Annotated in this window: 14 protein-coding genes; 6 read left to right on the top strand and 8 right to left on the bottom strand. The window is 64.5% G+C overall.

Translation table 11 applies throughout. The features are described from left to right. Nucleotides 1-29: 29 nt before the first annotated feature. The gene (gene ppk1, locus ACVWWJ_RS06625; RefSeq protein ID WP_159893113.1) at nt 30-2,195 is read left to right on the top strand and encodes a polyphosphate kinase 1; all 2,166 of its coding nucleotides are present in this window, start codon (nt 30-32) and stop codon (nt 2,193-2,195) included. A 127-nt stretch (nt 2,196-2,322) separates the two neighbouring features. Beyond that, on the top strand, nt 2,323-4,053 hold the full coding sequence (locus ACVWWJ_RS06620; protein WP_456967162.1) for a sensor domain-containing diguanylate cyclase: 1,731 nt from the start codon (nt 2,323-2,325) through the stop codon (nt 4,051-4,053). Nucleotides 4,054-4,175: 122 nt separating this feature from the next. On the opposite strand, the gene ACVWWJ_RS06615 is transcribed toward ACVWWJ_RS06620, so the two are convergent. The 5 genes from ACVWWJ_RS06615 to ACVWWJ_RS06595 all read right to left on the bottom strand — a co-directional run bounded on the left by ACVWWJ_RS06615 (nt 4,176) and on the right by ACVWWJ_RS06595 (nt 11,233). Next, a complete protein-coding gene (locus tag ACVWWJ_RS06615) occupies nt 4,176-6,446 on the bottom strand; it encodes a thiamine pyrophosphate-dependent enzyme (protein WP_456967161.1) in 2,271 nt (756 codons plus the stop codon). A 51-nt stretch (nt 6,447-6,497) separates the two neighbouring features. Continuing rightward, complete coding sequence (locus tag ACVWWJ_RS06610; RefSeq protein WP_456967160.1) at nt 6,498-7,025, bottom strand: cupin domain-containing protein; 528 nt, start codon at nt 7,023-7,025, stop codon at nt 6,498-6,500. Between the two features lie 10 nt (nt 7,026-7,035). Continuing rightward, on the bottom strand, nt 7,036-8,205 hold the full coding sequence (locus ACVWWJ_RS06605) for an acyl-CoA dehydrogenase family protein (protein WP_456967159.1): 1,170 nt from the start codon (nt 8,203-8,205) through the stop codon (nt 7,036-7,038). A gap of 80 nt (nt 8,206-8,285) precedes the next feature. After that, a complete protein-coding gene (modA, locus tag ACVWWJ_RS06600) occupies nt 8,286-9,113 on the bottom strand; it encodes a molybdate ABC transporter substrate-binding protein (protein ID WP_159896995.1) in 828 nt (275 codons plus the stop codon). Then, nucleotides 9,110-11,233 (bottom strand): TonB-dependent receptor, encoded by a 2,124-nt coding sequence (locus tag ACVWWJ_RS06595; RefSeq protein WP_456967158.1) that lies wholly within the window; start codon nt 11,231-11,233, stop codon nt 9,110-9,112. The genes modA and ACVWWJ_RS06595 overlap by 4 nt, the downstream gene beginning before the upstream one ends. 107 nt (nt 11,234-11,340) lie before the next feature. Between ACVWWJ_RS06595 and ACVWWJ_RS06590 the strand changes: the two genes are divergently transcribed. Beyond that, entirely contained in the window at nt 11,341-12,216 is an 876-nt protein-coding gene (locus ACVWWJ_RS06590; RefSeq protein ID WP_159896991.1) for a DMT family transporter, read from the top strand. A gap of 100 nt (nt 12,217-12,316) precedes the next feature. Here ACVWWJ_RS06590 and ACVWWJ_RS06585 read toward each other — a convergent pair whose 3' ends face one another. The 3 genes from ACVWWJ_RS06585 to ACVWWJ_RS06575 form a co-directional block, all read right to left on the bottom strand. After that, entirely contained in the window at nt 12,317-13,255 is a 939-nt protein-coding gene (locus ACVWWJ_RS06585) for a 5'-nucleotidase (RefSeq protein WP_159896989.1), read from the bottom strand. 60 nt (nt 13,256-13,315) lie between these two features. After that, complete coding sequence (locus tag ACVWWJ_RS06580) at nt 13,316-14,074, bottom strand: NAD kinase (RefSeq protein ID WP_159896697.1); 759 nt, start codon at nt 14,072-14,074, stop codon at nt 13,316-13,318. Nucleotides 14,075-14,213: 139 nt separating this feature from the next. Next, nucleotides 14,214-19,133, bottom strand: a complete 4,920-nt coding sequence (locus tag ACVWWJ_RS06575; protein WP_456967157.1) for an NAD-glutamate dehydrogenase — start codon at nt 19,131-19,133, stop codon at nt 14,214-14,216. A gap of 268 nt (nt 19,134-19,401) precedes the next feature. On the opposite strand from ACVWWJ_RS06575, the gene ACVWWJ_RS06570 reads away from it, so the two are divergent. From ACVWWJ_RS06570 to ACVWWJ_RS06560, 3 genes are read left to right on the top strand one after another with little or no spacing between them, the layout of a single operon-like run. Beyond that, nucleotides 19,402-20,058, top strand: a complete 657-nt coding sequence (locus tag ACVWWJ_RS06570) for a TetR/AcrR family transcriptional regulator (RefSeq protein ID WP_456967156.1) — start codon at nt 19,402-19,404, stop codon at nt 20,056-20,058. Continuing rightward, entirely contained in the window at nt 20,055-21,302 is a 1,248-nt protein-coding gene (locus tag ACVWWJ_RS06565; RefSeq protein ID WP_159896703.1) for an efflux RND transporter periplasmic adaptor subunit, read from the top strand. The genes ACVWWJ_RS06570 and ACVWWJ_RS06565 overlap by 4 nt, the downstream gene beginning before the upstream one ends. Before the next feature lie 12 nt (nt 21,303-21,314). Next, nucleotides 21,315-24,638 (top strand): multidrug efflux RND transporter permease subunit, encoded by a 3,324-nt coding sequence (locus ACVWWJ_RS06560; RefSeq protein WP_159896705.1) that lies wholly within the window; start codon nt 21,315-21,317, stop codon nt 24,636-24,638. Nucleotides 24,639-24,779: the final 141 nt, after the last annotated feature.

The raw sequence follows: 24,779 nt of genomic DNA, 5'->3' as shown, positions 1-24,779 counted from the left end.
TCCGCGATGAGGACGACGCCCTGGATACGATGACGCCAACCAACGAGTCGACCGCCCTGCCGAAGGCGCCCGCAGCGAAGCCCCCGCAGGCTCCGCCGCCCGAGGTGCCTGCCATCGATCTCAGCGATAGCAGCCTCTACATCCATCGCGAGCTGTCGCAGTTGCAGTTCAATATCCGCGTGCTGGACCAGGCACTGGACGAGTCCAAGCCGCTCATCGAACGGTTGAAGTTCCTGCTGATCTTCTCGTCCAACATGGACGAGTTCTTCGAGATCCGCGTCGCCGGGCTGAAACAGCAGATCGCCTTCGATCACGAAATGATCGGCGCCGACGGCATCCCGCCACGCCGCGCGCTGGCTGAAATCGCCGAGATCGCGCACCGGCAGATCGAACGCCAGTACGCCATCCTCAACGAGAAGATTCTTCCCGCGCTGGCCGACGAGGGTATCCGCATCGTCCGGCGCAACCAGTGGACGCACAAGCAGAAGCTATGGGTCCGCCGCTATTTCCGCCACGAAGTCGCGCCGCTGATCACGCCCATCGGCCTGGACCCCACGCATCCGTTTCCACGACTGGTCAACAAAAGCCTGAACTTCATCGTCCAGCTCGAAGGCACCGATGCCTTCGGCCGCGACTCCGGCCTGGCCATCGTCCCTGCGCCGCGCATCCTGCCGCGACTCATCCGCATGCCGGACGAGATCTGCGAGGGCGGCGACAACTACGTGCTGCTGTCGTCGATCATCCACGCGCACGCCGACGACCTCTTCCCCGGCATGAGCGTGATCGGTTCGTATCAGTTCCGGCTGACCCGCAATGCCGACCTGACCATCGACCCGGAAGACGTCGAAGACCTCGCGCGCACGCTGCGCGGCGAACTGTTTTCGCGTCGCTACGGCGACGCCGTGCGCCTGGAAGTCGCGGACAACTGCCCCAAGCCGCTCGTCGATTACCTGATGAAGCAGTACGCGCTGGAACCCGCGGCGTTGTACGAAGTGAACGGCCCGGTGAACCTGGCCCGCCTCTTCGAGATGACGCTGCAGCCGCAGTACGCGCGACTGCAGTTCCCAACCTTCGTGCCTGCCCTGCCCAAGGTTCTGGCGAATGCCGAGGACATGTTCTCCGTCATCAGCAAGCAGGACGTCCTCCTCTACCACCCGTTCGAATCGTTCTCCCCAGTGGTGGACTTCCTTCGCCAGGCGGCGAAGGACCCCCAGGTACTGACGATCAAGCAGACGCTCTACAGGAGCGGCGCCAACTCGGAAATCGTCGACGCGCTGGTGGAAGCCGCGCGTTCGGGTAAGGAAGTCACCGCGGTAGTCGAGCTGCGCGCCCGCTTCGACGAAGAATCCAATCTCAGCCTTGCCTCGCGCCTGCAGCAGGCCGGCGCGGTGATCACCTATGGCGTAGTAGGCGTGAAGACGCACGCCAAGCTCATGCTGGTGCAGCGCCGCGAGAACGGCAAGCTGGTCAGCTACGCACACCTGGGCACGGGCAATTACCACTCGGGCAACGCGCGCCTCTATACCGACTACAGCCTGCTGACCTCGGACGAAGCCCTCTGTGATGACGTGCATCGTCTGTTCCGCCTACTGACCGGCATGGGCAAGGCGCTGAAGATGAAGCGCATGCTCTATGCGCCATTCACCCTGAAAAAGGGACTTCTCGACCTGATCGCGCGCGAAGCGGCCAACGCGGCGGCCGGCAAGAAGGCCGAGATCATCTGCAAGATCAACGCGATCACCGACGCGAAGGTGATCCGTGCCCTTTACCGGGCCAGCCAGGCCGGGGTGAAGGTCGAGCTTATCGTGCGCGGCATGTGCTGCCTTCGCTCGGGCGTCCCCGGGGTGTCGCAGAACATCCGGGTGCGTTCCGTGGTCGGACGGTTCCTGGAACACAGCCGCGTGTACTGGTTCCACAACGACGGTGAGCCCGATCTCTTCCTTGCCAGCGCCGACCTGATGGAGCGCAATCTCGAACGCCGCGTGGAAACCTGCTTCCCCATCGAAGGGAAGAAACTGAAGCAGCGGGTCCGCCGGGAACTGGATACCTACCTGGCCGACAACCACTCCTCGTGGCTGCAGCAGCCCGACGGCACCTATGTGCTGACGCAGCCCGCCGCCGGCCAGCCGGTGCGGGACGCCCAGATGCAGCTGCTCGAGCGGTTTGGCGGCGTGGTGGCGCCTACCCCGGACTGACTCCGACCGCGGCCTTCACCTGACCCGAACGGTCGGGGCGACAGACTCGGCCGTCCAGCGGCACAATGCGTGCATGGTGGGACACGCGTCCATAGCGACGCGCCGTGTATATGTCTTGGGATTGGGCATGCGCTTTTCGGACAGGGGGCACAACGGAACACTTCTTCGCCTGATTCGGGCGACGGTAGTCTGTTGCCTGCTCATCGCCGGCGCAGCCTCGGCCGACACCCTTGCAGGCAACTGGCGCGAGGCACAGCCGACGGATACGCCTGCCGAGGTGCTCCGCGAGTCCGAAAGCCGTCCGCTTCCCGCGTTCGATCCTTCGCGCATGCAGGTGTTCCCGAATTCGCCTTCGGGGACCTGGGTCCTGTTGCGTACCCTGCCCCCGTGGACAACGGGCAACCGGGTGCTGAGCATCCGCACACCCGGCCTGGGCGCAGTGACGCTGTACGACGAACATGGCCCAATAGCGACCACGGCGCTCGAGGATTTCGGGCCCGCGCTACACGGCCATGGCCGCCTGATCTTCGAAATACCTGCTTCGGTGCCGGCCTCCCGACCACTCCTGCTCAAGTTCGAGCCTGGCTCCATGCCACCTGGCGCGGTCACCATGACCATTGAGCCGTGGCGCGATTATCTGCGCGAAGACGGTGGGTGGGTGGTGTTCGCCACGGCCTGCTTCGCCGTCATGATGACCATGGCGCTCATGGCGCTGTGTTTTGCCCTGATCCTGCGCGACATGACGTTCGGCTGGTACGTGGCTTACCTGCTCTGTTATGCGCTGATCCAGGGCCTGAAATCCGGCTATGTTTTCCATCCCCTGGAGATACAGTCACTGGCCGGGTTAGCCGACAGCCTCGGCGCGGCTGCGACAGGCCTCTCGGTTTCGTTCGCCGCGTTGTTCATGCTGCGCTTCGCCAAGGTGGACGATTACGTTCCGCTGCTGCGTATCCCGGTGCTCGCCTTCGCCATCGGCATGCCGGTATTGACGGTACTGCGCGCGACGGGCATCGGCGTCCTGGTCGACACCTCGCAATTGCTGTTGCAGCCGTTGCTCCTGCTCGGCGCGTTGCTTCTGCTGGTGGTCGGTACGACGGCCGCCCTACGCGGCTCACGCCATGCGTGGTTCTTCCTGGTGGGCTGGACTCCCTTGCTCGTCCTCACCGCGCTCTGCGGCGCGCAACAGCAGGGCATGTTGTCCGGCGCGCCGTGGCTGCCCGACGCCGCGATCGCCGTGGGTGCGTTCGAAGCCGTGGTGCTGTCGATCGGCCTGTCCGACCGCGCGCTCACCATTCGCCATGATCGCGACAAGGCGCGCCAACTGGCCGACAGCGATCCGCTCACCGGCGTACTCAATCGCCGGGCGTGGACGGACGCGGCCCTGCAGGCCCTCGAGCAGGGCATGTCACGTCCGATCGCCCTGCTGTTCCTCGACCTTGACCATTTCAAGTCGCTCAACGACTGCTACGGCCATGCCACGGGCGATCGCGCGCTGGTCGCTGTCGCTGCCGCCCTGCGCGACGAATTGCGCCCGACCGACCTGCTCGGTCGCTTCGGTGGCGAGGAGTTCATTGCCTTGCTACAGGGCGTGGACAAGGAAAATGCCGTGCAGGTCGCCACGCGCCTGTGCAGGCGCGTCCATCGCCTGGACGTCCATACGGGCCAGGCACAGACCGATGACCTGCTCACGGTCTCCATCGGCGTCGCCATGCGCTCGCCAGCGGACACCGTGCAGTCGCTGACCGAGCGCGCCGACGCGGCGATGTACGCCGCCAAGTTGAATGGGCGCAACCAGGTGATCTGCTCGGGCCCCGCTGGGCCGACCCTGGTCCGGAGGACCGAGGCCAAGACCCGGTAGCCTGCGGCGCCCTTCACTGTGGGAGTTGGTTTATCGGCGATGGGGGGCGCGGCGTCGCCGCTTCGTTGGCTTTTCGCCGCTGAAGCGGCTCCCACATAGGCTTATCGCCGATGAATCGGCTCCTACAGGAGTGCTAGCTCCGCGGCGGCGGCGACGATGTCGTCATCGCCCGGCAGGACGAGGAAAGCCGCGCTGGCCAGTGGGGTAAAGGTATCCGCGCCGACCACGCGGCGCAGCGGCAGGTGCCCCAGGCCGCCTTCGACGATCGCCGTGATCACGCCCTCGCCCACACCCGCGCTCTTGCGACCTTCGTCGACGATGACGACGCGCTTCGCGTTGGCTGCCTGCGCCGCGATAAACCCATCGTTGAGCGGTACCAGCCAGCGCAGGTCGACAACGCGCACCTTCCAACCATGTGCCGCTTCGATACGCTTCGCCGCACGCAGGCTCATCGGCACGCCGTTGCCGAAGGTGAAGATGACCAGGTCGTCCGCGGCGTCGTTATAGACGCGACCCTCGCCCAGCGGCATCGCTTCGCCCTCAGCCGGATAGGCGAACTGCCACTGGCCGTCGCCCGGCTCGTACAGGTCCTTGGTCATGTAGAGCGCGATCGGCTCGAAGAACGCTGTGACCCGTCCGTCCACCTTGGCCAGCGCCGACAACGTACGCAGCATGGTCGCCGCGTCGTCGCCGCGGCTCGGACAGCCGACGACAAGGCCCGGTATGTCGCGCAGCGCCGCGATCGAATTGTCGTTGTGAAAATGACCGCCGAAACCACGCTGGTAACCGAGTGAGGCCACGCGCATGAGCATCGGGTTGCGGTACTGGTCGTTCGAGAAGAACTGCAACGAGGCCGCTTCGCCGCGAATCTGATCGCAGGCGTTATGGAAGTACGCGAGATACTGGATCTCGGGAAGCGGCAGCATGCCCATGTTCGCGTAACCCTGGGCGAGCCCGAGGATCATCGTTTCATCGAGCAGCGTGTTGAAGACGCGCGCGTTGCGGAAGGCCTTGTGCAGACCCTTCGTCACCGTATAGACGCCACCCTTCTGCGCGACGTCTTCGCCGAACAGCAGGCTCTCCGGATACTTCGCCATGAGGTCGTGCAGTGCCTGGCCGATCTGGATGGCGAGGTGTCGCGGCGCTTGCTTCTCCGGCAACTTGTCGACGCCACCGAAGACGCGCTCACGCTCGGCCGCATTCGCCGGACGCTCGGCTTCCGCGCGAACGGCCGCTGGCGTATAGGGCGCCAACGGCGCCATCACCTCTTCAAGTGTGCTGATGCGTGGGCGACGATCCGCCTCTTCCGCGGCCGCGAAGCAGCGATTGCGGGTGTCGTTGTAGAGGTTGAGCAAGCTGTCGCGGTCGTACAGGCCCGACGACAGCGCGATGGCCGCGCTGCGCAACAGCGGGTCCGTCGCTTCCAGCGACACCAGCTCTTCGATCGAACGCCATTCGATCTCGAAATCGGTACCCGCGTGACCCATGACGCGCGTCGTCCCCAGATGCAGGAAGGTAGGACGGCGCGTGCGGCGGCAATGCTCCACAGCCTTCTGCACATCGGCGTAGCCGCCGGCGAGATCCAGGCCGTCCGCATAGAAGTAATCGAGGTCGGGACGGTGACGGAAGTTGTTCGCCACCCAGCCGCCCGGTGTCTTCACCGAGATACCGATGCCGTTGTCTTCGCAGACGAAGAGCACGGGTGCGGGAAGCTTCTGGTAGGCCGTCCATGCTGCGGCGTTGAACGCGGTCTGCGCCGTGGCGTGGTTGGACGACGCGTCACCGAAGGAACAGATGGCGATCGAGTCGTCCGGAATCGGAAGCTTATGCGCGATGCGACGCGCCTGCTCGATCGCCACGGCCGTGCCGAGCGCCTTGGGCAGGTGCGAGGCGATCGTCGAGGTCTGCGGAAGCACCCACAACGGCTTGCTGCCCCACACCTTGTGGCGACCGCCTGAGGCGGGGTCATCCTTGCTCGCGGCAAAGGACAGCGCGGAATCCATGATCGGATCCATGCCTGGCAGCTTGCGGAAACGCTCGGCCATGAAGCCGCCGCTGCGGTAATGCAGGAACGCCGGATCGGTGTGGCGCGTCAGCCGTGCCACCATCGCGTTGCCTTCATGCCCCGACGAACCGATCGTGTAGAACACCTTGTTCTGCACGCGCAGCACGCGCGCCATCAGGTCGAGATGGCGGCTGATCAGCTGCGATTCGAGGAGTTCGCGGAAGCCGCGCGCATCGAGCGCGCTACCCGGCAGGACAGGCTCGTCGTCGCGCGGTGCCGGGGCTACGTCGCCGTCCCAGAACTGGACGAACTCGACGAAGTTCTGGTCGACGATTTCAGCGCGATTGAAGCCCTTGTGGCGGGCGGGGATGGGATGCGGGACAGACATGGGGAGACTCAAAGAGAAAGAAAAAGCATTCGTGGGTCAAGGATCGGCCTGCTACAGCCTGACCCAGATCGCCGGAAGATGGCCGTCGTCACCACCGATCGGATCGGTGATGGGTGTGGGCAGCCCGGCGATGCGCTCCAATGCAGCCGGCCGCTCATCCGGTTCACCCCGAAGAATGTCGTAATTTTCCTGGCCCGGTGGGTAGGCGCCCACGACAAGAAAATCGTCACTCGCCTCGAGACAGCAATGAGCGGTGCCGGCGGGCAATACGAGGACATCTCCTTGAAATACTTGAACTTCGCTGCCGCCAGGCCCGCCAAGCATTAGTTTCGCGGAGCCCGCTGCTACGCCGAGTGCCTCGTGGGCGTTGGAATGGTAGTGGTGGTATGCGAAAACGCTACCTGTCCACAGCGGGACCCATTCACAGGCGTCGAAGATGGCCTCGACCAGAAGAGCATCCACGTCACCGTCAGTTATGACGGCAACGTAGTGGAGGACGGGAAAGTCCGGATGATTCGGAAATCTGCCGTCATCGGAGAACCATTCCAAAAACGGCTCGCCTCGCAGGATCGGTGACATACGACGCTCCTCAGAACGCGTTGATACCCGTCAGTTCGCGCCCGACCACCAGCTGATGCACGGTCTCGGTACCTTCGTACGTGATAACCGATTCCAGGTTCAGCGCGTGGCGGATCGCCGAGTGTTCGGTGGTAATGCCTGCGCCGCCGAGGATGTCGCGGCAGTCGCGCGCGATGTCCAGCGCCATGCGCACGTTGTTCCACTTGGCCAGCGAGACCTGGGTTGGCTGCAGGCGGCCGGCATCCTTCAGGCGACCGAGCTGGAGCGAGAGCAACTGAGCCGTGGTGATACGGCGAGCCATGTCGGCCAGACGAATCTGCACGGCCTGGTTCGCCGCCAGCGGACGCCCGAACAGGATGCGCTGCTCCGAATAGTCGAGCACTTCCTTCAGGCAGGCCTGCGCCGCACCGATCGGGCCCCAGGTGATGCCGTAGCGGGCCTGGTTGAGGCAACCGAGCGGACCCTTGAGACCCTTCACGTTCGGCAGGCGGGCGCTATCCGGCACGCGGACTTCGTCGAAGAACAAGCCCGACGTGACGGAGGCACGCAAACTCATCTTCTTGTGGACGACCTGTGCGGCGAAGCCCTTGGTATCGGTCGGCACGACAAAGCCCTGGATACCGTCGTCCGTCTGCGCCCAGACGATCGCGATGTGCGCGAGGTTGCCGTTGGTGATCCACATCTTGGCACCATTGATGACCCAGTCACCGCCATCCTTGCGCGCCACCGTCTTCATGTTGGCCGGATCGGATCCACCGTGGGGTTCGGTCAGGCCGAAGCAGCCGATGACTTCACCGGCGGCCATGCGCGGCAGGTATTCGCGCTTCTGCTCTTCCGAGCCGTAGGCGTAGATCGGGTACATGCACAGCGAACTCTGCACGGAGGCGAAGCTGCGCAGGCCGGAATCGCCGCGCTCCAGCTCCTGGCAGATCAGGCCGTAGCTGACCGCGTTCATGCCGGCGCAACCGTATTCTTCGGGCAGCGTGGCGCCCAGCAGGCCCAGCGCGGCGATCTCGGGCACCAGTTCAGCCGGGAAACGCGCCTGGTCGAAGGCGTCGCCGATCATCGGCAGGACCTTTTCGTCGACGAAACGGCCGACCGTGTCCTGGACCATGCGCTCTTCGTCGGTGAGCAGCGAACGGACGTCGTACAGATCGAGGGGGTCGAGACGCTGAGCCATGCGGGTACTCGTAAGTCGGCTACGGGGAAGCCTTCGATTGTAGCCCCGCCCCCCTCCCCGGTCATGCCGGGCCGCAACATTCAGTGTTCGGGGGCTGCCACGGCGCGGAACCCATAGACCGGGAGGCGTTCCTGCGCGCCGGGCGACATGGCGTACAGCGCGAACCGGTACGCCGCCGCCCGCTGTGCGGGATCCCCGCCGCGCAGGACCACGCTCATCCCGTAATCGACGGGTAATGACAGGTTGGCGGGAACCTCGACCCTGGCCAGGTCGGGATCGGGCGTGGCATCGTGCGAGCTGCAGTAGCCGAAAAAGACGTCGACATCGTGGTGCTGGAGGAAATACTTCGCCGCACCGACGTTGCCCGGGATCGTCGGCGCGACCGGACCGCCGACCAGCTTCTTCGCCTTGGCTTCGAGGTTGGCGCGCGCGCCGGGGTGCACGGTCTCCGCACGGGCGAAGAACTTCCATGCGTAGTCGCCACCGGGATCTGCTCCCGGGGTCGACGTGCCGATGCGCATACCCGGCGCCAGCAGGCGATCGAGCAGGTTCGCGCTGGTGATCCCGGCATCCGGCAACGTCTGGACGCAAAGCGCATTACGGGCGAATACCACCGGCGACGTCGCCTTGCCTTCGGCCGCGAGCTTTTCGGGGTGAGCCATGTTGGCGGAGATGTAGACATCAGCCGGCTCGCCCTTCTCGATGCGCTCGCGCAGGAGGCCAGCGGGACCGTTGACGATGCGCACGGGCTCACCCGTCGCCGCGGTGTACTGCTTTGCGATGTCCGCGAGGGCCCCCGTCAGACTGCCCGCCGCGTAGACCGTGATCGTTGTCGCCGCGGTCGCGCTGGTCGCGATCGCAGGGAACACCGCCAGCGCGCCAACCAGGATCCATGCCGTCGTCTTCATAGCAGGTCCACCTGCACCGAAGCGCGCACGGTCCGTGGCGCGCCCAGCGTCGCCGTCGCGCTGCCGGCGGCGTTGTAGCCGTTCTGCCCTGCGGGCGTGACGTTGGCCCAGTAACGCCGGTCGGTCGCGTTATCCAGCGCGAGACGGAACGTCACGGGGTAGGTATGAATGCGCGTCTGGAAGCGTCCACCGATGTCGGCCACGGTATATCCCTTGACGAAGTAGCTGTTGGCATAATCGCCGGCGCGCCGGCCGGCGTGATTCACGTTGAGGGTCAGCGTGAGGCCGGACACCCACGGCATCCGATATTCGATAAGCGAGTTGTAGACCACGCGCGCCAGGCCGAGGATCTGCTTGTCGCTGGTAGTCGTCGAGCCCGTGCGATACAGCCGTGGGTCCAGCAACGAGACACCCGTGAAGACGGTCACGTCGCGCCCGATATCGCCGTTCGCCGTGAGTTCGATACCACGGTTCACCTGCCTGCCCTGCTGCGCAAACACGTTGTCGGCGCCGACGTAAGCGTAAGGGCGTTCGATGCGGTAGAGCGCCGCGCCGAGATCGATGACGCCCACACGCGCCTTGTAACCCGCTTCCCATTGCCGGCTGCGATACGGCGACAGGCTCTGGTTCACGTTAGCCGTGCCGGCAGGCGCGATATCGCCTTGCTGCAGGCTGTCCGCATACGTGACGTACGCCATCTGCGTGGGCACCGGCTTGAACATGACGCTGCCGGTGGGGCTGATGCCATGGGCGTCGTATGAACTCGTCGTCGCGCCCTGCCGGTTGTAATTGCGAACGTACAACCAGCTGTCGCTGGCAGCCACGAGCGCCGACCATTGCTCGTCGAAGCCGACGGTGTCACCGAGCGTCACCGATTGCTGCTTCGTGTTCATCGACTTGTAGCGCTGCGAGAAGTCCGGCAACGGCGGCTTCGCGAAGGAAACCGGGTCGGCGAGACTCGCGCGCCCGACCGTCACCGGACCTGTCGTGAGCGGTGTGTAGCGACTCCAGTAGAAACCGTTGTTCGCGACGACGAGGTCGTGAGTGAGCGGGCCCGTGTCGAAACGACCGTTAAGGGCCAGCATATTGCTGACAATCATGTCGTAGCTGTACGTCGTTGTTGCCGCGGTCGTCGTGTAGTCGCCGGCGTTGTCGGTCAGGGTATTGGTCGGCACCGTCGAGCGACGGTCGTTACTCTCCTTCAACACACCGGCGCGGAACGTCCAGTTGTCGTTGAACGCGGTGCGCAATCGCGAACTGACCATGCGGGTGATGTTGTCGTCACCGCCCCAGGTCTGTCCGTATCCCTTGCGCGTCGGATCCGGCGCGGAGGGCAGGACGACACCCTTACCGAGTGAAAACGTCCCCGGGAAGCCGGTCGACGTGTAGTGGTAGTAGCTCGCGTCGTTCTCGAGCACGGTGTTTTCGCCCAGTCGCGCGTCGAAACCCACGCTGCCGAGGCGGCGGGCGAGTCGGCTGCCATCCACGTAGCCCGGACCGTTCTGGTCCAGTACGTTCACCCGGTAACCGAAACGGTCGTCCATGCCGAAACGGCCGCCCAAATCAGCATGAGCCAGGGCCGACCCGCGCGAGTTGTAGCGCACGTCGAACTCGCGCAGAGGCGCATCGGTGGGTCGCTTGAAGATGTAGTTGAAGGTCCCCGCCGGGCTGGCCGGTCCGTAGAGCGCGCCGGCGAGGCCGTTCAGCACCTCGATCTGCTCGAACTGCTCGATCGGGTAATCCGTCGTGGCGGCGATATTCAAGCCGTCGATCCGGGTGTTCTGCACCACGCCAGCCTGGAGGCCACGGCTCTGTGGCCGGATGTTCTCGCCCTGCACCGTCGGCAGGAAGCGAAAGGCTTCGCGCACGCTCTGCAGTTGCTGGTTCCGGGCAAGGTCGTTATTCACGGCCTGCACCGAATAGGGCGTATCGAGGGGCGAGCGGTCGCCCAGCGGGCCCATGCCGACTTTGTCGGTCCGATAGGACGCCTGACCGGCCTCGACGGTATAGCCCTCGAGGTCCGTTTTCTGCGTGGCGTCCTGGGCGAGAACGGATGCAGCCGGAAGGCCGAGCAGTCCAAGCGGTGCAAGCACCCACAGGCGGCGTGGTGGAAAACGCATGTGAAGCCCCCTGAAAGCGGAATATAGTGAACTATATAACGTGCTCGTTGGGCAGCGATATGCAAACGTTTGCATAATGGGGCTGCCCTCGCCCCCTGGATCCCCGCATGTTCAAAGGCGTCCTTCTCGGTTTTGCCTGCTACGCCGCCTACGCGTGGAGCGACGCCTTCGTAAAATCCCTCGAAGGATCCCTGCCACCCTACGAGGCAGTCTTTTTCGGCGCCGTCCTGGCCATGGCCGCCTTCCCGTTCCTGAAAAAGCCCGGCGACCGCTGGAGCGAGATCGTGATGTCGAAGTTGCCAGGCCTGTGGCTGCTGCGCGCCATGGCCGGCGCGATCGGCAATATCACGGCCGTGATGGCCTTCACGGCCCTGCCCATGGCGGAGGCGTTCTCGCTGATTTTCCTTCTGCCGATCTTCGTCACTATCCTCTCGGTGGTATTCCTGCGCGAGCATGTGGGCTGGCGGCGCTGGTCGGCCGTGCTCGTCGGCTTTCTCGGTGTGCTCGTGGTGCTACGGCCCGGCTTTCGTCATCTCGGCACGGGCCATGTCGCCGCCATCATCTGCGGCATCACGGGCGCCCTTTCGATCATCGCGCTACGCATGGCGGGGGCCACGGAAAAGCGCATCACGCTGTACGGCGCTGGCGTCGTGGGGCCGATGCTCGCCGGATTCATCATGATGCTGCCGCATTTTGTCTGGCCAAACGCGCACCAGTGGTTCCTGGTGCTTGGCTACGGCCTGCTGGCTGCCGCTGGAGCAGTACTACTCATGCTTGCGACCCAGAACGCACCTGCCGCTCGCGTGGCGCCTACGCAGTACAGCCAGATGCTATGGGCGATCCTGTTCGGCTACCTGATCTTCCACGACCATCTGGACTGGCCGATGCTGATTGGCATCGTGCTCATTCTGGGCGCTGGCTTGTTCACCTTCGTGCGCGAGGAGAAGAAGACTGATTGGTGGAGGTGGACGAATATTGTCTGAAGCGGGCGGGTCCAGGCGAACGGGATTTCGCCGATGAATCGGCTCCCACAGAAAGCGGCAGTTGTGGGAGCCGATTCATCGGCGATCCGGCGGCAGCCGGCTAGTTGTTGGAAACCCCGTGCGGCACATGGCCCGTTGCCACATGCCGCCTCGCAGACTCCACATTCGCCGGGGAATCATCGAAGAAGATGTCGGCGCCGAAGGCATCGAGGAAAGGCCCCTTGTCACGGCCGCCGAGGAACAGCGCTTCGTCGATGCGGACGCCCCAGCGGCGAAGCGTAAGAATGACGCGCTTGTGAGCCGGAGCAGAGCGAGCCGTGACCAGCGCCGTACGGATCGGCGAGGTCTCTGCCGGGAACGCCGCCTGCAGACGATGCAACGCCGACAGGAATCCGCGGAACGGCCCACCCGACAGAGGCTCCGCCCACAGTTCGGACTCACTGCGATGGAAAGCGTCGAGTCCCTGCTCTTTCGACACGCGCTCACCCTCGTCACCGAAGATCACCGCGTCGCCGTCGAAGGCGATTCGCAATTGCTCGCTGGAGCGCTGCGGCGCCGTGGAGGGCAAGATGGTGGCGGCAGCGACGCCCGCCCTCAACGCGCGACCCACGTCTTCCGCATTGGCAGAAAGAAACAAGTCCGCCCGGAACGGCGCGATGTAATCGGACGTCGGCGCACCGCTGGTGAACGCCGCACGCGAGATGTTGAGCTTGTAGTGCTGGATGGCATTGAAGATACGCAGACCCGTATCGCCCGAATTGCGCGACAGCAGGATCACCTCCACCGGCGGCACGTCGCCCGACAGCGTGTTGAGGCCGAGTAGCTTCTGCACCAGGGGGAAGGCGACGCCTGGGGTCAGGAGCTCGTTCTCGCGCTCGATCTGGTACGTGCGATACGCGTCCAGGCCGTCACGCTCGAACAGTTCGTGGCCGTCTTCCATGTTGAACAGTGCCCGCGACGAGATGGCCACGACCAGACGGTTGTCGTGCACGGAAGCGTCGGAGTGGGCAGTCTGGGTGTCTTCGTCGGGGGCGTTCATCGGGGATGTCCGTGATGCGGTCTGGACACCATCCTAATGCACGCAGCCGCTTTTCTTTTTTTACAGGGCGAACTGCTCGTCGAGGATGCGCTGCTGCAGGTTGTGTTCGGGGTCGAAGAGGAGGCGAACGGCGTTGCGGCGCGACTGTTTGACCTCGACCTTGCGTACGTCACGGACTTCGTGGAAGTCGGCTGTCGCGCTGATGGGGCGCTTGTTCGGGTCCTTGGTCTCGAACCCCACGCGGGTGGCATGCGGGAGGATGGCGCCCCGCCACCGGCGCGGGCGGAAAGGGCTGATCGGGGTCAGCGCCAGCACGTTCGCGTCGAGCGGCAGGATCGGGCCATGGGCCGAGAGGTTATAGGCAGTAGACCCGGCTGGCGTGCTCACGAGGATGCCATCGCAGACCAGCTCCTCGAGCTTCACCTCGCCATTGAGGCTGACGCGCATGTGCGCGGCCTGGTTGCTCTGGCGGAGCATGGCCACTTCGTTGAAGGCGAGTGCGCGGTGCTCGGCGCCATCGCAGCAGGTGCTGTGCATTTCCAGCGGGTGGAGCACAGCCGGATGCGCCCGCTCGATGCGCTCGGCGAGTGCATCGAGGTCGTGCTGGTTCATGAGAAAACCGAGGCGGCCGAGCTTCATGCCGTAAAACGGCACGCCGAGGGTTCGATAGGTGTGCAGCGTGCGCAGCATGAAGCCGTCGCCGCCGAGTGAGACGATAATTTCGGCGTCACCGGGTTCCACACTGCCGTAACGCTTCACCAGGGCGGTGCGCGCACGTTGGGCGACGTCGGTTTCGCTGGCGACAAAGGCTAGGCGCATGGATGTCGGCTTGAAGGACCAGCCGGGAGCTTAGTCCTTCGGGATGGACGGCGGCTAGGGTGCAACGGGTGCGCTGGCACCCATCGCCGCTGAAGCGGCTCCCACATCAGGCAGGGGAGCCGCTTCGGTGCCAGGCGGATCAGACCGGGATCTGCGCCAGCTGGGCCAGGCGACGGACGGCGACCGAGGCGATCGGGTAGTCCGCGTTCTGGGTGAGGATTTCCGCCAGCATGGCGCGGGTGTACTTGAGCGTGGCGTCGTCGCGCTGCAGCCAGGCCTGGACCGGGCTGACATCGGTACGGTCGCCGGCGACCGAGATCACCTGCAGGGCAAGGGCACGGTGCTGGGCGTTGAGCTCGTCCAGCAACGAACCGCGGGCCTGTGCATGCCACGCGCCTTCCACGTTGAGCGCCTCGATCTGGCCACGCAGCCACTCGAGGTCGAGGGCTTCGGCCAGTTCGTAGAACACCTTGGCGACGGTGGCGATGTCCTTGCCGCTCTGCTTCGACACCTCGACCATGTCCAGCGCCGCACGCAGCACCGAGACACGTGCCAGGCGCACCGCCAGCGAGTCGGGCACGCCCAGTCCTTCCCACTTCTCGCGGCTTGCGTCGAAGTCGCCACGGCCGGTGTTGGTGAGCGCATCCGGCAGGGCCTTGCGCAGCACGGTCACTTCACTGGCGTAGCGGTCGACATTGGCCGCGATGTCCAGCGTGCCGCCCGGACGATTGAGCAGCCAGCGGGTCAGGTGACGCAGCAGCGACCAGATCTGCAGGATCGCGTCGATCTGCGTGTCCTCGGCGACCTTGCCGTCGAGCGCCTCGATTTCGGCCCAGAGCTCGCGGGCATCGAGGATTTCACGGGCAGCCGTATACGCCTTTGCAATCGACGCCGGGCCATGGCCCGTGTCTTCCTGCATCCGCATCATGAAGGTGGCGCCCATGCGATTGATCGTCGAGTTGGTCACCGCGGTGGCGATGATCTCGCGCTTCAGACGATGGCGCTGCATGTGCTCGGCATACTTCTCGTGCAACGGCACGGGGAAGTAACGCACCAGCTCACGCGAGAGGTACGGATCTTCCGGCACATCCGAATCCAGCAGCTGCTGGAACAGGCGGATCTTGTCGTACGAAAGCAGGACCGAAAGTTCCGGACGCGTCAGGCCCTGTCCGCGCAGCTTGCGCTCGGTGAGTTCGGCAGCGGTCGGCAGCGACTCGACGGCACGGTCGAGCATGCCTTCGGATTCCAGCGTGCTGATGAAGTGAGCCATCGAGCCGAGGCGGCGAACCGACTGGTGCTCCATCACGGTGATCGCCTGGTTCTGGCGGTAGTTGTCCCACAGCACGAGGCGACCGACTTCATCGGTCATCTCGGCGAGCTGCTTGTTGCGGCCCTCGAAGGTCAGCTCGCCGCGCTGCACGGCATCGTTGAGCAGGATCTTGATGTTCACCTCATGATCGGAGGTGTCCACACCGGCGGAGTTGTCGATGAAGTCGGTGTTGAGCAGCACGCCGGCCTGGCCGGCCTCGATGCGACCCTTCTGGGTCATGCCCAGGTTACCGCCCTCGCCCACCACCTTGCAGCGCAACTCGTTGCCGTTCACGCGCAGGGCGTTGTTGGCACGATCGCCGACATCCGCATGCGTTTCGCTGGTGGCCTTGACGTAGGTACCGATACCACCGTTCCAGAGCAGGTCGACCGGTGCCTTCAGGATGGCCGAGAGCAGGTCCGTCGGTGCCATGTGCGTAGCATCGCTGCGGATGCCGAGCACGGCCTTGATTTCCGGCGAGACGGGAACCGACTTGGCACTGCGCGCATACACGCCGCCGCCCGCCGAGATCAGCGACTTGTCGTAGTCGTCCCACGAGGAACGCGGCAGCGCGAACATGCGCTCGCGCTCGACGAAGGACTTCGCCGAATCCGGGTTCGGGTCGAGGAAGATGTGACGGTGATCGAACGCGGCGAACAGGCGGATCTTCTCCGACAGCAGCATGCCGTTGCCGAACACGTCGCCCGACATGTCGCCCACGCCGACCACGGTGAAGTCTTCGGTCTGGCAATCGCGACCCAGTGCGCGGAAGTGGCGTTTGACCGACTCCCATGCGCCCTTCGCCGTGATGCCCATGCCTTTGTGGTCGTAGCCGTTGGAGCCGCCCGAAGCGAACGCGTCGTCGAGCCAGAAACCGTGTTCGGTCGAGATCGCGTTGGCGATGTCGGAGAACGTGGCCGTGCCCTTGTCCGCGGCAACCACCAGGTACGGGTCGTCATTGTCGTGACGGATCACGTCGTGCGGCGGCACCACCTTGCCCTCGACAAGGTTGTCGGTGATGTCGAGCAGGCCGTTGATGAACATCCGGTAGCAGGCGATACCCTCGGCCAGCTGTGCATCGCGGTCGCCACCCACCGGCGGACGCTTCACGAAGAAGCCGCCCTTGGAACCGACCGGCACGATGACCGTGTTCTTGACCATCTGTGCCTTGACCAGGCCGAGGACTTCCGTACGGAAATCTTCGCGGCGGTCCGACCAGCGCAGGCCGCCGCGAGCGACGGAGCCAAAACGCAGGTGAATGCCTTCCACGCGCGGTGCGTAGACGAAGATCTCGCGGAACGGCACCGGCTTGGCCAGCTCGGGGACCTGGTGCGAGTCGAACTTGAAGCTCAGGTACGGACGATAGGCGCCGTCCCATGACTGGAAGAAGTTGGTACGCAGCGTGGCATGGATCAACGAGATGAAGCTGCGCAGGATGCGGTCTTCGTCGAGGCTCGACACATTGTCCAGCAGTGCGTTGAGCGCCTCCTCGACCGCCTTGGCCTGCTCGTCGCGCGGACGCCCGAGCGAGGCCACCAGGTTGCCGATCAGGCCGGGCTGCGCAGCGAGCGTTTCCGGACCGATGAGCGCATGCATCTCGTGCGAAAGCAGGCTTTCGGCGCGTTCACGCTCGGCGGCGGCCAGACTCTCGCGGCGTGGATCGAAGCGCGCGTTGAACAGCTCCACGATAAGACCGGCGATGGCCGGATAGTGGTTGAGCGCGTCTTCCATGTACGCCTGCGAGAACGCTACGCCGGTCTGCAGCAGGTACTTGGTGTAGCTGCGCAGGATGGCCACCTGACGCCAGCCGAGCTTGGCACCGAGGACGAGACGGTTGAAGCCGTCGTTCTCCGCATTGCCGCGCCAGATCTGCTCGAAGGCATCTTCGAAGATCGAACCGACCTGCTCCACGTCGAACGCGAGGCGGTCGACCGGCTGCACTTCGAAGTCCTGGATGAACAGCGCGCTGTCGGCGAGCTTCAGCTCGTACATGTGCTCGGTGAGCACACGCAGGCCGAGGTTCTCCAGTTGCGGCAGCACTTCGGACAGGGCGATATCCGAACCGGAGCGATACACCTTGAAACGCAGCGCTTCCGGACGATTCTGCGGATGATAGAACGACATGCTGATCGCGTCGGGGCCATCGAGTCCAGCCAGTGCGCGCACGTCGGCCGCAGCGACCTGCGGTGTCACTTCGTCCACGTAACCGGCGGGAAGCACCTTGCCGTAGCGATTGGCCAGGATGATGCCCTGCTGTTCGCCGGCGGTTTCGATCAGGCGGTCACGCAGCTCGTCGTTCCAGTTACGGGCGATCGAAGCGATCTGCGCTTCCATGGAAGCGGCGTCGTAGATCGGATGGTCACCGATGCGCGGACGCACGACCACGTGCAGGCGAACCAGTGCGGCTTCACCCATGAGCACCGCGGAGTCCACGTGCTCGCCATGGAAGGCTTCGCGCAGCACGCCTTCCACGCGCTCGCGCACGGCCGTATTGAAGCGGTCGCGCGGAATGAACACCAGGCACGAGAAGAAGCGGCCGTAGCTGTCACGACGGATGAACAAGCGCGTCCGCGTGCGCTGGGCCAGCTCGAGCAGGCCGATGGCCAGAGCGTAGAGCTCGTCGGTGCTGCACTGGAACAGTTCATCGCGCGGCAAGGTGTCGAGGATATGCCGAAGCGCCTTGCCCGAATGCGAATCGCGCTTCAGGCCGGATCGCGTCATCACCGCTTCGCATTTGTCGCGAACCAGCGGCACGTGCTGCGGGTGAGCCATGTACGCATTGGAGGAAAACAGGCCGAGGAAGCGCTGTTCGGCAACCGGGCGGCCCTTTTCGTCGAACTTGAGGACGCCGATGTAATCCATGTAGCCCGCGCGGTGAATTGGCGAGCGCGCATTGGTCTTGGTCAGGATGATGGCGTCGGTGGAACCCGATCGCGGCAGTTCGCTGGCAACCAGGGTCCGAAGCGACCGTGGGGCGAGCGAACGCTCGGCAGCGCGCAGGATGCCCAGCCCGGAGCCTTCGACCGTACGCAGCACGTCGTCGCCCACACCGTGGGCTACCTCGTATTCGCGATAGCCCATGAAGGTGAAGTGGTTATCGGCCACCCAGCGGAGGAATTCCGTGGCTTCGCGCACTTCGTCCGCCGTATACGGCAGGGAGCGCTTGCCAAGGTCGTCGGCCACCTCGTTCATCTTGGCGCGCATGGCGCGCCAGTCGTCCACGGTTTCGCGTACGTCCGAAAGGGCGGTTTCGAGGTTGGCCTTGACGGTGTCCAACTCCGTATCGTCGAGGCGATCGACCTCGAAACGCATGATCGACTCGGTGTGCTCACCGGAGCCGATCGACTCCAGCACGCCGGCGGATGAGCGCACCACCGGGACGACCGGGTGGATGATCACCTGGATGTCGGCGTGGGCGGCGGCCACCATGGAGACGGTGTCCACCAGGAAGGGCATGTCGTCGGTGACGACCTCGATCACGGCGCGGCTGCCTGACACGCCTGGGTTGTAGACCCGAACCTTGGCCTTACCCACCTGGCGCTCACGCGCGAAGGTGAGCAGGTCGGCGATCAGGGCGGCCCAACGATCGGGCGCGTGCAGCGCGTAATCGGCCGGCGCAATGCGCTCGAAAAAGGCTTCGATAAAGAAGCGGGCCTCATTGAGGCGCTCCGCCGGGTAGCTGATCTTCTTCAGTTCATCGAAAACAACGGCGTGAAACTGGCCGTCTGCTGCGGCGCGAATCGCATTCATGGGCAAATATCGATGTGGGGAGAGAGAGGAAAACCGTCAAAGCATAGCTCTCACCCATGGCATGTAGCCACACCATCACGCGTTGCCCGTTGCCTGTTTTTCAGTGCGCCGCGACATATTGCGCACCCTCTCACGAGGTGAAGCGGGCATGCTCCCCACCCGCGGCCAAGTGCAACGCAACAATTCGCACGCGAATGTTGTTCATGACCGTTGACGCTGGTCGAAGGGAGATTCTAAACTGGACGGTATAGTCCAGCAGGTACACGAAATGTCGAATCTGGATCCCCGGCCGACCTCCGATCGTCAGCAACGGGTGCTCCAGGCGGCGTGCGCGCTGTTCCTGCGTGACGGATACCGCGTCAGCATGGGCGCTGTGGCACGCGAGGCGGGCGTGTCCAAGCAAACTGTGTATGCGCACTTCGAAAACAAGGACACCCTGTTCCACGCCGCCGTCGAACAACTCGTCTTACCCCTGCATGCCACCCTCACCCCGGAAAGTCGCGGTCTGAGCCACACGCTTCTCGCGCTGGCCAGGGCGCACCAGACCTACGTGATGGATCAGGAACACGTGGCCCTTGGCCGGATGCTGATCGCGGAAGCCCCGCGATTCCCGGCCGCGGCGCGTACGTTCTTCCGGACCGCGATAGACACCGTCGCGGCCCGGCTGGCCGGTTGCATGGCTGAAGCCATGGACCACGGAACGATGCGCCGCGAAGACCCCGAGGTCGCCGCGGAGCTATTCCTGTCCATGCTTCACGGGCTCGAAGGGGATCGTCGCCTCTTCGGCATGCACGCCAGGGGACAAAAGGCACAGGACGACTGGGCGCGACACGCGGTAACTGTATTTATGCATGCGTACGACATCCTCCCGGATGCCCCGGCGCTTACGAACAAGAAACCTGGAATAGGAACGGAGTTCTCATGAATCCCCTGCCCCTGCGCACCCCCCTGCTGGCCCTCAGCCTCGCTGCGGCGCTCGCCGCCTGCCATAAGCAGGAGGCACCGCCTGCACCGCCGCCGGCACCTGTCGGCATCATCAGCGCCCAGCCGCAGACCGTTCCCCTGATCCAGGATCAGGTCGGTCGCATCTCGGCCCTGCGGACCGCCGACGTACGCGCCCGCGTCCCCGGCATCCTGCTCAAGCGTCTCTATGCCGAAGGCACGGACGTGAAGGCCGGCCAGAAGCTGTTCCAGATCGACCCGCAGCCGCTCACCGCCGAGTTGAACTCGCAGCTCGCCCTGCTCGCTTCGGCCAAGGCGACGGCGGCCAATAACAAGGCCACCGCCGACCGCAACCGCGGCCTGATCGGCAAGAACTATGTTTCCCGTCAGGACCTGGACACCGCCGAAGCCGCCCAGCGCACCGCGGACGCCTCGGTGAAGCAGGCGGAAGCGAACGTCCAGTCGGCCCGGATCAACCTCGGCTTTACTGACGTGGTCTCGCCGATCGACGGCCGTGCCGGCCAGCAGCAGGTCACCGAGGGCGCGCTCGTCGGCCAGAGTGACACCACGCTGCTGACCCAGGTCGACCAGATCGACCAGCTCTACGTGAACTTCAGCATGTCGGTCACGGACCTCGACACCATGCGCCGCGCCGCCGCGTCGGGCGATGCCACGCTGTCTGCCACGGACCAGTCCACGGTCAGCATCCAGTTGCCGGACGGCTCCGACTACAACGAGAAGGGCAAGCTCGACTTCTCCTCGGCCACCGTCAACCCGCAGACCGGCACGGTGAACCTGCGCGCGCAGCTCGCCAATCCCGACATCCGCCTGCTTCCCGGCCAGTTCGTGACGGTCAAGGCCAACCTGGGCAACCTGCACAACGTCTACCTGGTGCCCCAGGCCGCCGTGCTGCGCGATCCGGGCAGCGCTTACGTGCTGGTCGTCGGCGACGCCAAGGCAAAGGACCCTCAGACGGGCGAGGAGAAGACCATCCCCTCCGCCGCCGTGCGCCGCCCGATCGTCACCGACCGCATCAGCGGTTCGAACTGGGTTGTCACCGGTGGCCTGAAGCCGGGCGACAAGATCATCGTCGACGGCCTGGCCAAGGCGAAAGAAAACGCGCCGGTGAATCCATCCCCGGCCAAGGCCACACAGGACGCCGGTGCCCCCGGCGCCCCTGCTCCGGCAAAGGCAGCCTCGTCGGCCGCCCCCGCCGGTAAGCAGTAAGGGAGTTACCTCATGCCGACTTTCTTCATCGACCGCCCCATTTTCGCGTGGGTCGTGGCGATCCTGATCAGCCTTTGCGGCACGATCTCCCTGTTGAACATGGGTATCGAGTCATATCCGAACATCGCCCCGCCACAGGTCGTCGTTACGGCGACCTACCCGGGTGCGAGCGCGGACACGACCGAAAAAACCGTGACCCAGGTGATCGAGCAGCAGCTGACCGGTATCGATCACCTGCTCTACTTCAGCTCCGCTTCCAGCTCCAGCGGCACGGCTACCGTGACGCTGACGTTCGAAACGGGTACCGATCCGGATATCGCCCAGGTGCAGGTGCAGAACAAGGTGTCGCTCGCGACCCCTCGCCTGCCCTCGGAAGTGACCCAGCAGGGCGTCGTGGTGGCCAAGTCCAACCCCGACTTCCTGATGTTCGTCGCCCTCACCTCGAACAATCCGGCCATCGACGGCAACCGCCTGACCGACATCGTCTCGTCGCAGGTGCTCGACCAGATCGCCCGTATCCCGGGCGTGGGCAGCACGCGCCAGCTCGGTGCCGAGTACGGCATGCGCGTATGGCTCAACCCGGACAAGCTGCGTGGTTACGGTCTTTCCGCCACGAACCTGCGTGATGCTCTCAGCACGCAGAACGTACAGTTCGCCGCCGGCTCCATCGGTACCGATCCGGCCACGAACGGCCAGGGCTTCAGCGCGACGGTGTCCGCGGAAGGTCGCTTCACGTCGCCGGAAGAGTTCTCCAACATCATCCTGCGCGCGAACAACGACGGCACCGTGGTCCGCCTGAAGGACGTGGCACGCGTCGAACTCGGGCCGCAGACCTACGGCTTCAACGCCCAGTGGAACGGCACGGCCACCGGCTCGTTCGGTGTACAGCTGCTGCCCGGCGCGAACGCGCTGGACGTCGCCAACGCCGTGCGCGCCAAGATGACGGATCTGGCCAAGAGCTTCCCGGACGGCGTCACCTGGTTCGCCCCGTACGACACGACGCAGTTCGTGGTCATCTCGATCACGGAAGTGGTGCACACGCTGGTCGAGGCCATCATCCTCGTCTTCCTCGTGATGCTGCTGTTCCTGCAGAACTTCCGCGCGACGATCATCCCGACCCTGGTCATCCCGGTGGCCCTGCTGGGCACGTTCCTGGGTCTTTCGCCGCTCGGCTTCACCATCAACCAGCTCACCCTGTTCGGCATGGTGCTGGCGATCGGTATCGTGGTCGATGACGCGATCGTGGTGATCGAGAACGTCGAACGCATCATGTCGGAAGAGGGGCTCGATCCCCCGGCAGCCACACGCAAAGCCATGGGCCAGATCACCGGCGCCATCGTGGCGATCACCGTGGTGCTGGCGGCGGTGTTCGTGCCCTCGGCCCTGCAGCCTGGCGCCTCGGGCATCATCTACAAGCAGTTCGCGCTGACGATCGCGGTGTCGATGGGCTTCTCGGCCTTCCTCGCGCTTTCGTTCACGCCGGCGCTGTGCGCAACGATCCTCAAGCCGGTTCATGGCGAGCGGAAGAACATCATCTACCGCAAGTTCAACCAGGGCTTCGACAAGGTCCAGCACACCTACTCCGGCCACATCGGCAGCGCGATTCGTCACGCCCCGCGCTGGATGATCGTGTTCGTGCTGATCGCCGTCGTCTGCGGTTTCCTGTTCGCCAGGTTGCCGACCAGCTTCGTCCCCGACGAAGACCAGGGTTACGCACTGGCCATCGTGCAGTTGCCGCCGGGTTCGAGCATTGCCCGCACGGAAAGCGTGATGGGCAGCGTGCGCGGGATCGTCCTCAAGGATCCCTCCATCGCAGGCGTGTTCGCGATCTCCGGTTTCAGCTTCGTGGGTACCGGTGAAAACGTCGGCATGGCCTTCATCAAGCTGAAGGACTGGGACACCCGTGACTACACGGCCACCCAGATCATCGGCCAGCTGAATGGCAAGATGCAGGCGGTTCGCGACGCGACCATCTTCGTGGTCAACCTGCCAACGATCCGCGGCCTCTCGCAGTTCGGCGGTATCGACATGTACCTGCAGGCACGTGCGGGGCAATCCCGTGCCGAGCTGACCCAGGCACGTAACGCCCTGCTCGGCGCCTCCGCGCAGAACAAGGCGCTTGTCGGCATTCGTCCGAACACGCTCGAAGACGCCCCCCTGCTGCAGTTGAACGTCGACCGCACGCAGGCACAGACCATGGGCCTGAATGTCAGCGATATTTATACCGCGATCCAGCTCACGCTGGCCCCGGTGTACATCAACGACTTCCAGTACGGCGGCCGCGTGAAGCGCGTCATGCTGCAGGCCGACGCGCCTTACCGCATGGGCACGGATGCGTTCGCGCATATCTTCACGCCCAGCACTTTGACGTCCACCTCCACCAGCACAAGCACGACAGGTGGCTCGGTCGCCAGCGCTTCCACCGCGACCGACAGCTCGATGATCCCGTTATCCACCGTGGTGCATTCGAACTGGACGATGGCGGCGCCAACACTCAACCGCTACAACGGCTACTCGGCGGTGGAAATCGTCGGCAACGAAGCGCCGGGCTTCTCCACCGGCCAGGCGATGGGTGTGGTCGAAGGCATCGTGAACGACAAGCTGCCGAAGGGCTTCGGTTATGACTGGACTGGCCAGTCGTACCAGGAAATCCTCTCAGGTAACTCGTCGACGATGCTGCTGGCCCTGTCCATCGTGATCGTGTTCCTCTGCCTTGCCGCCCTGTACGAAAGCTGGTCCATCCCGGTTGCCGTGCTGTTGGTGGTGCCGCTCGGCATCCTCGGCACCGTGGTCGCCTCCATGCTTCGTGGCCTGCCGAACGATATCTACTTCAAGATCGGCATGATCACGGTCATCGGCCTGGCAGCGAAGAACGCCATCCTGATCGTCGAGTTCGCGGTGGAGAAACAGCAGGAAGGCAAGACGCTGCGCGAAGGCGTGGTCGAAGCATCCCGCCTGCGACTGCGCCCCATCCTGATGACCTCGCTGGCCTTCATCCTCGGCGTGTTCCCGCTGGCGATTTCCACCGGCGCTGGCGCGAACTCCCGTCATGCGATCGGTACGGGCGTTATCGGCGGCATGCTCTTCGCCACCTTCCTCGGCCTGCTGCTGATCCCGGTGTTCTACGTCAGCGTTCGCCGCATGCTGGGCGACAAGCTGGACGAGGTCTCGACCAAGATGCCGCACGTCGGTCACGACGACAGCGATCCGCACGGCGGTGGTGATGGCAACGGCCCGCACGATGGTGGACCGACCAACCTCCAGCCGCACGCACCGAATGTCGGCGATGTAAGAGCCTTCGATTCGGACACGCATCGCGGAACGGATCGAACGTAAGAGCACTACATGGAAAACGAAGGAGCCCGGCAAACGCCGGGCTCCTTTTTTTTGCCTTTTTTGCTTGTTGTGGGAGCCGATTCATCGGCGATGCTCTCCACCCAACCGCCTCACACTCCCAAAGAACCCACCTACCCTCCC

The sequence above is a fragment of the Luteibacter sp. HA06 genome (assembly GCF_054061215.1).
This window is presented reverse-complemented; position numbering and strand designations above follow the sequence as displayed.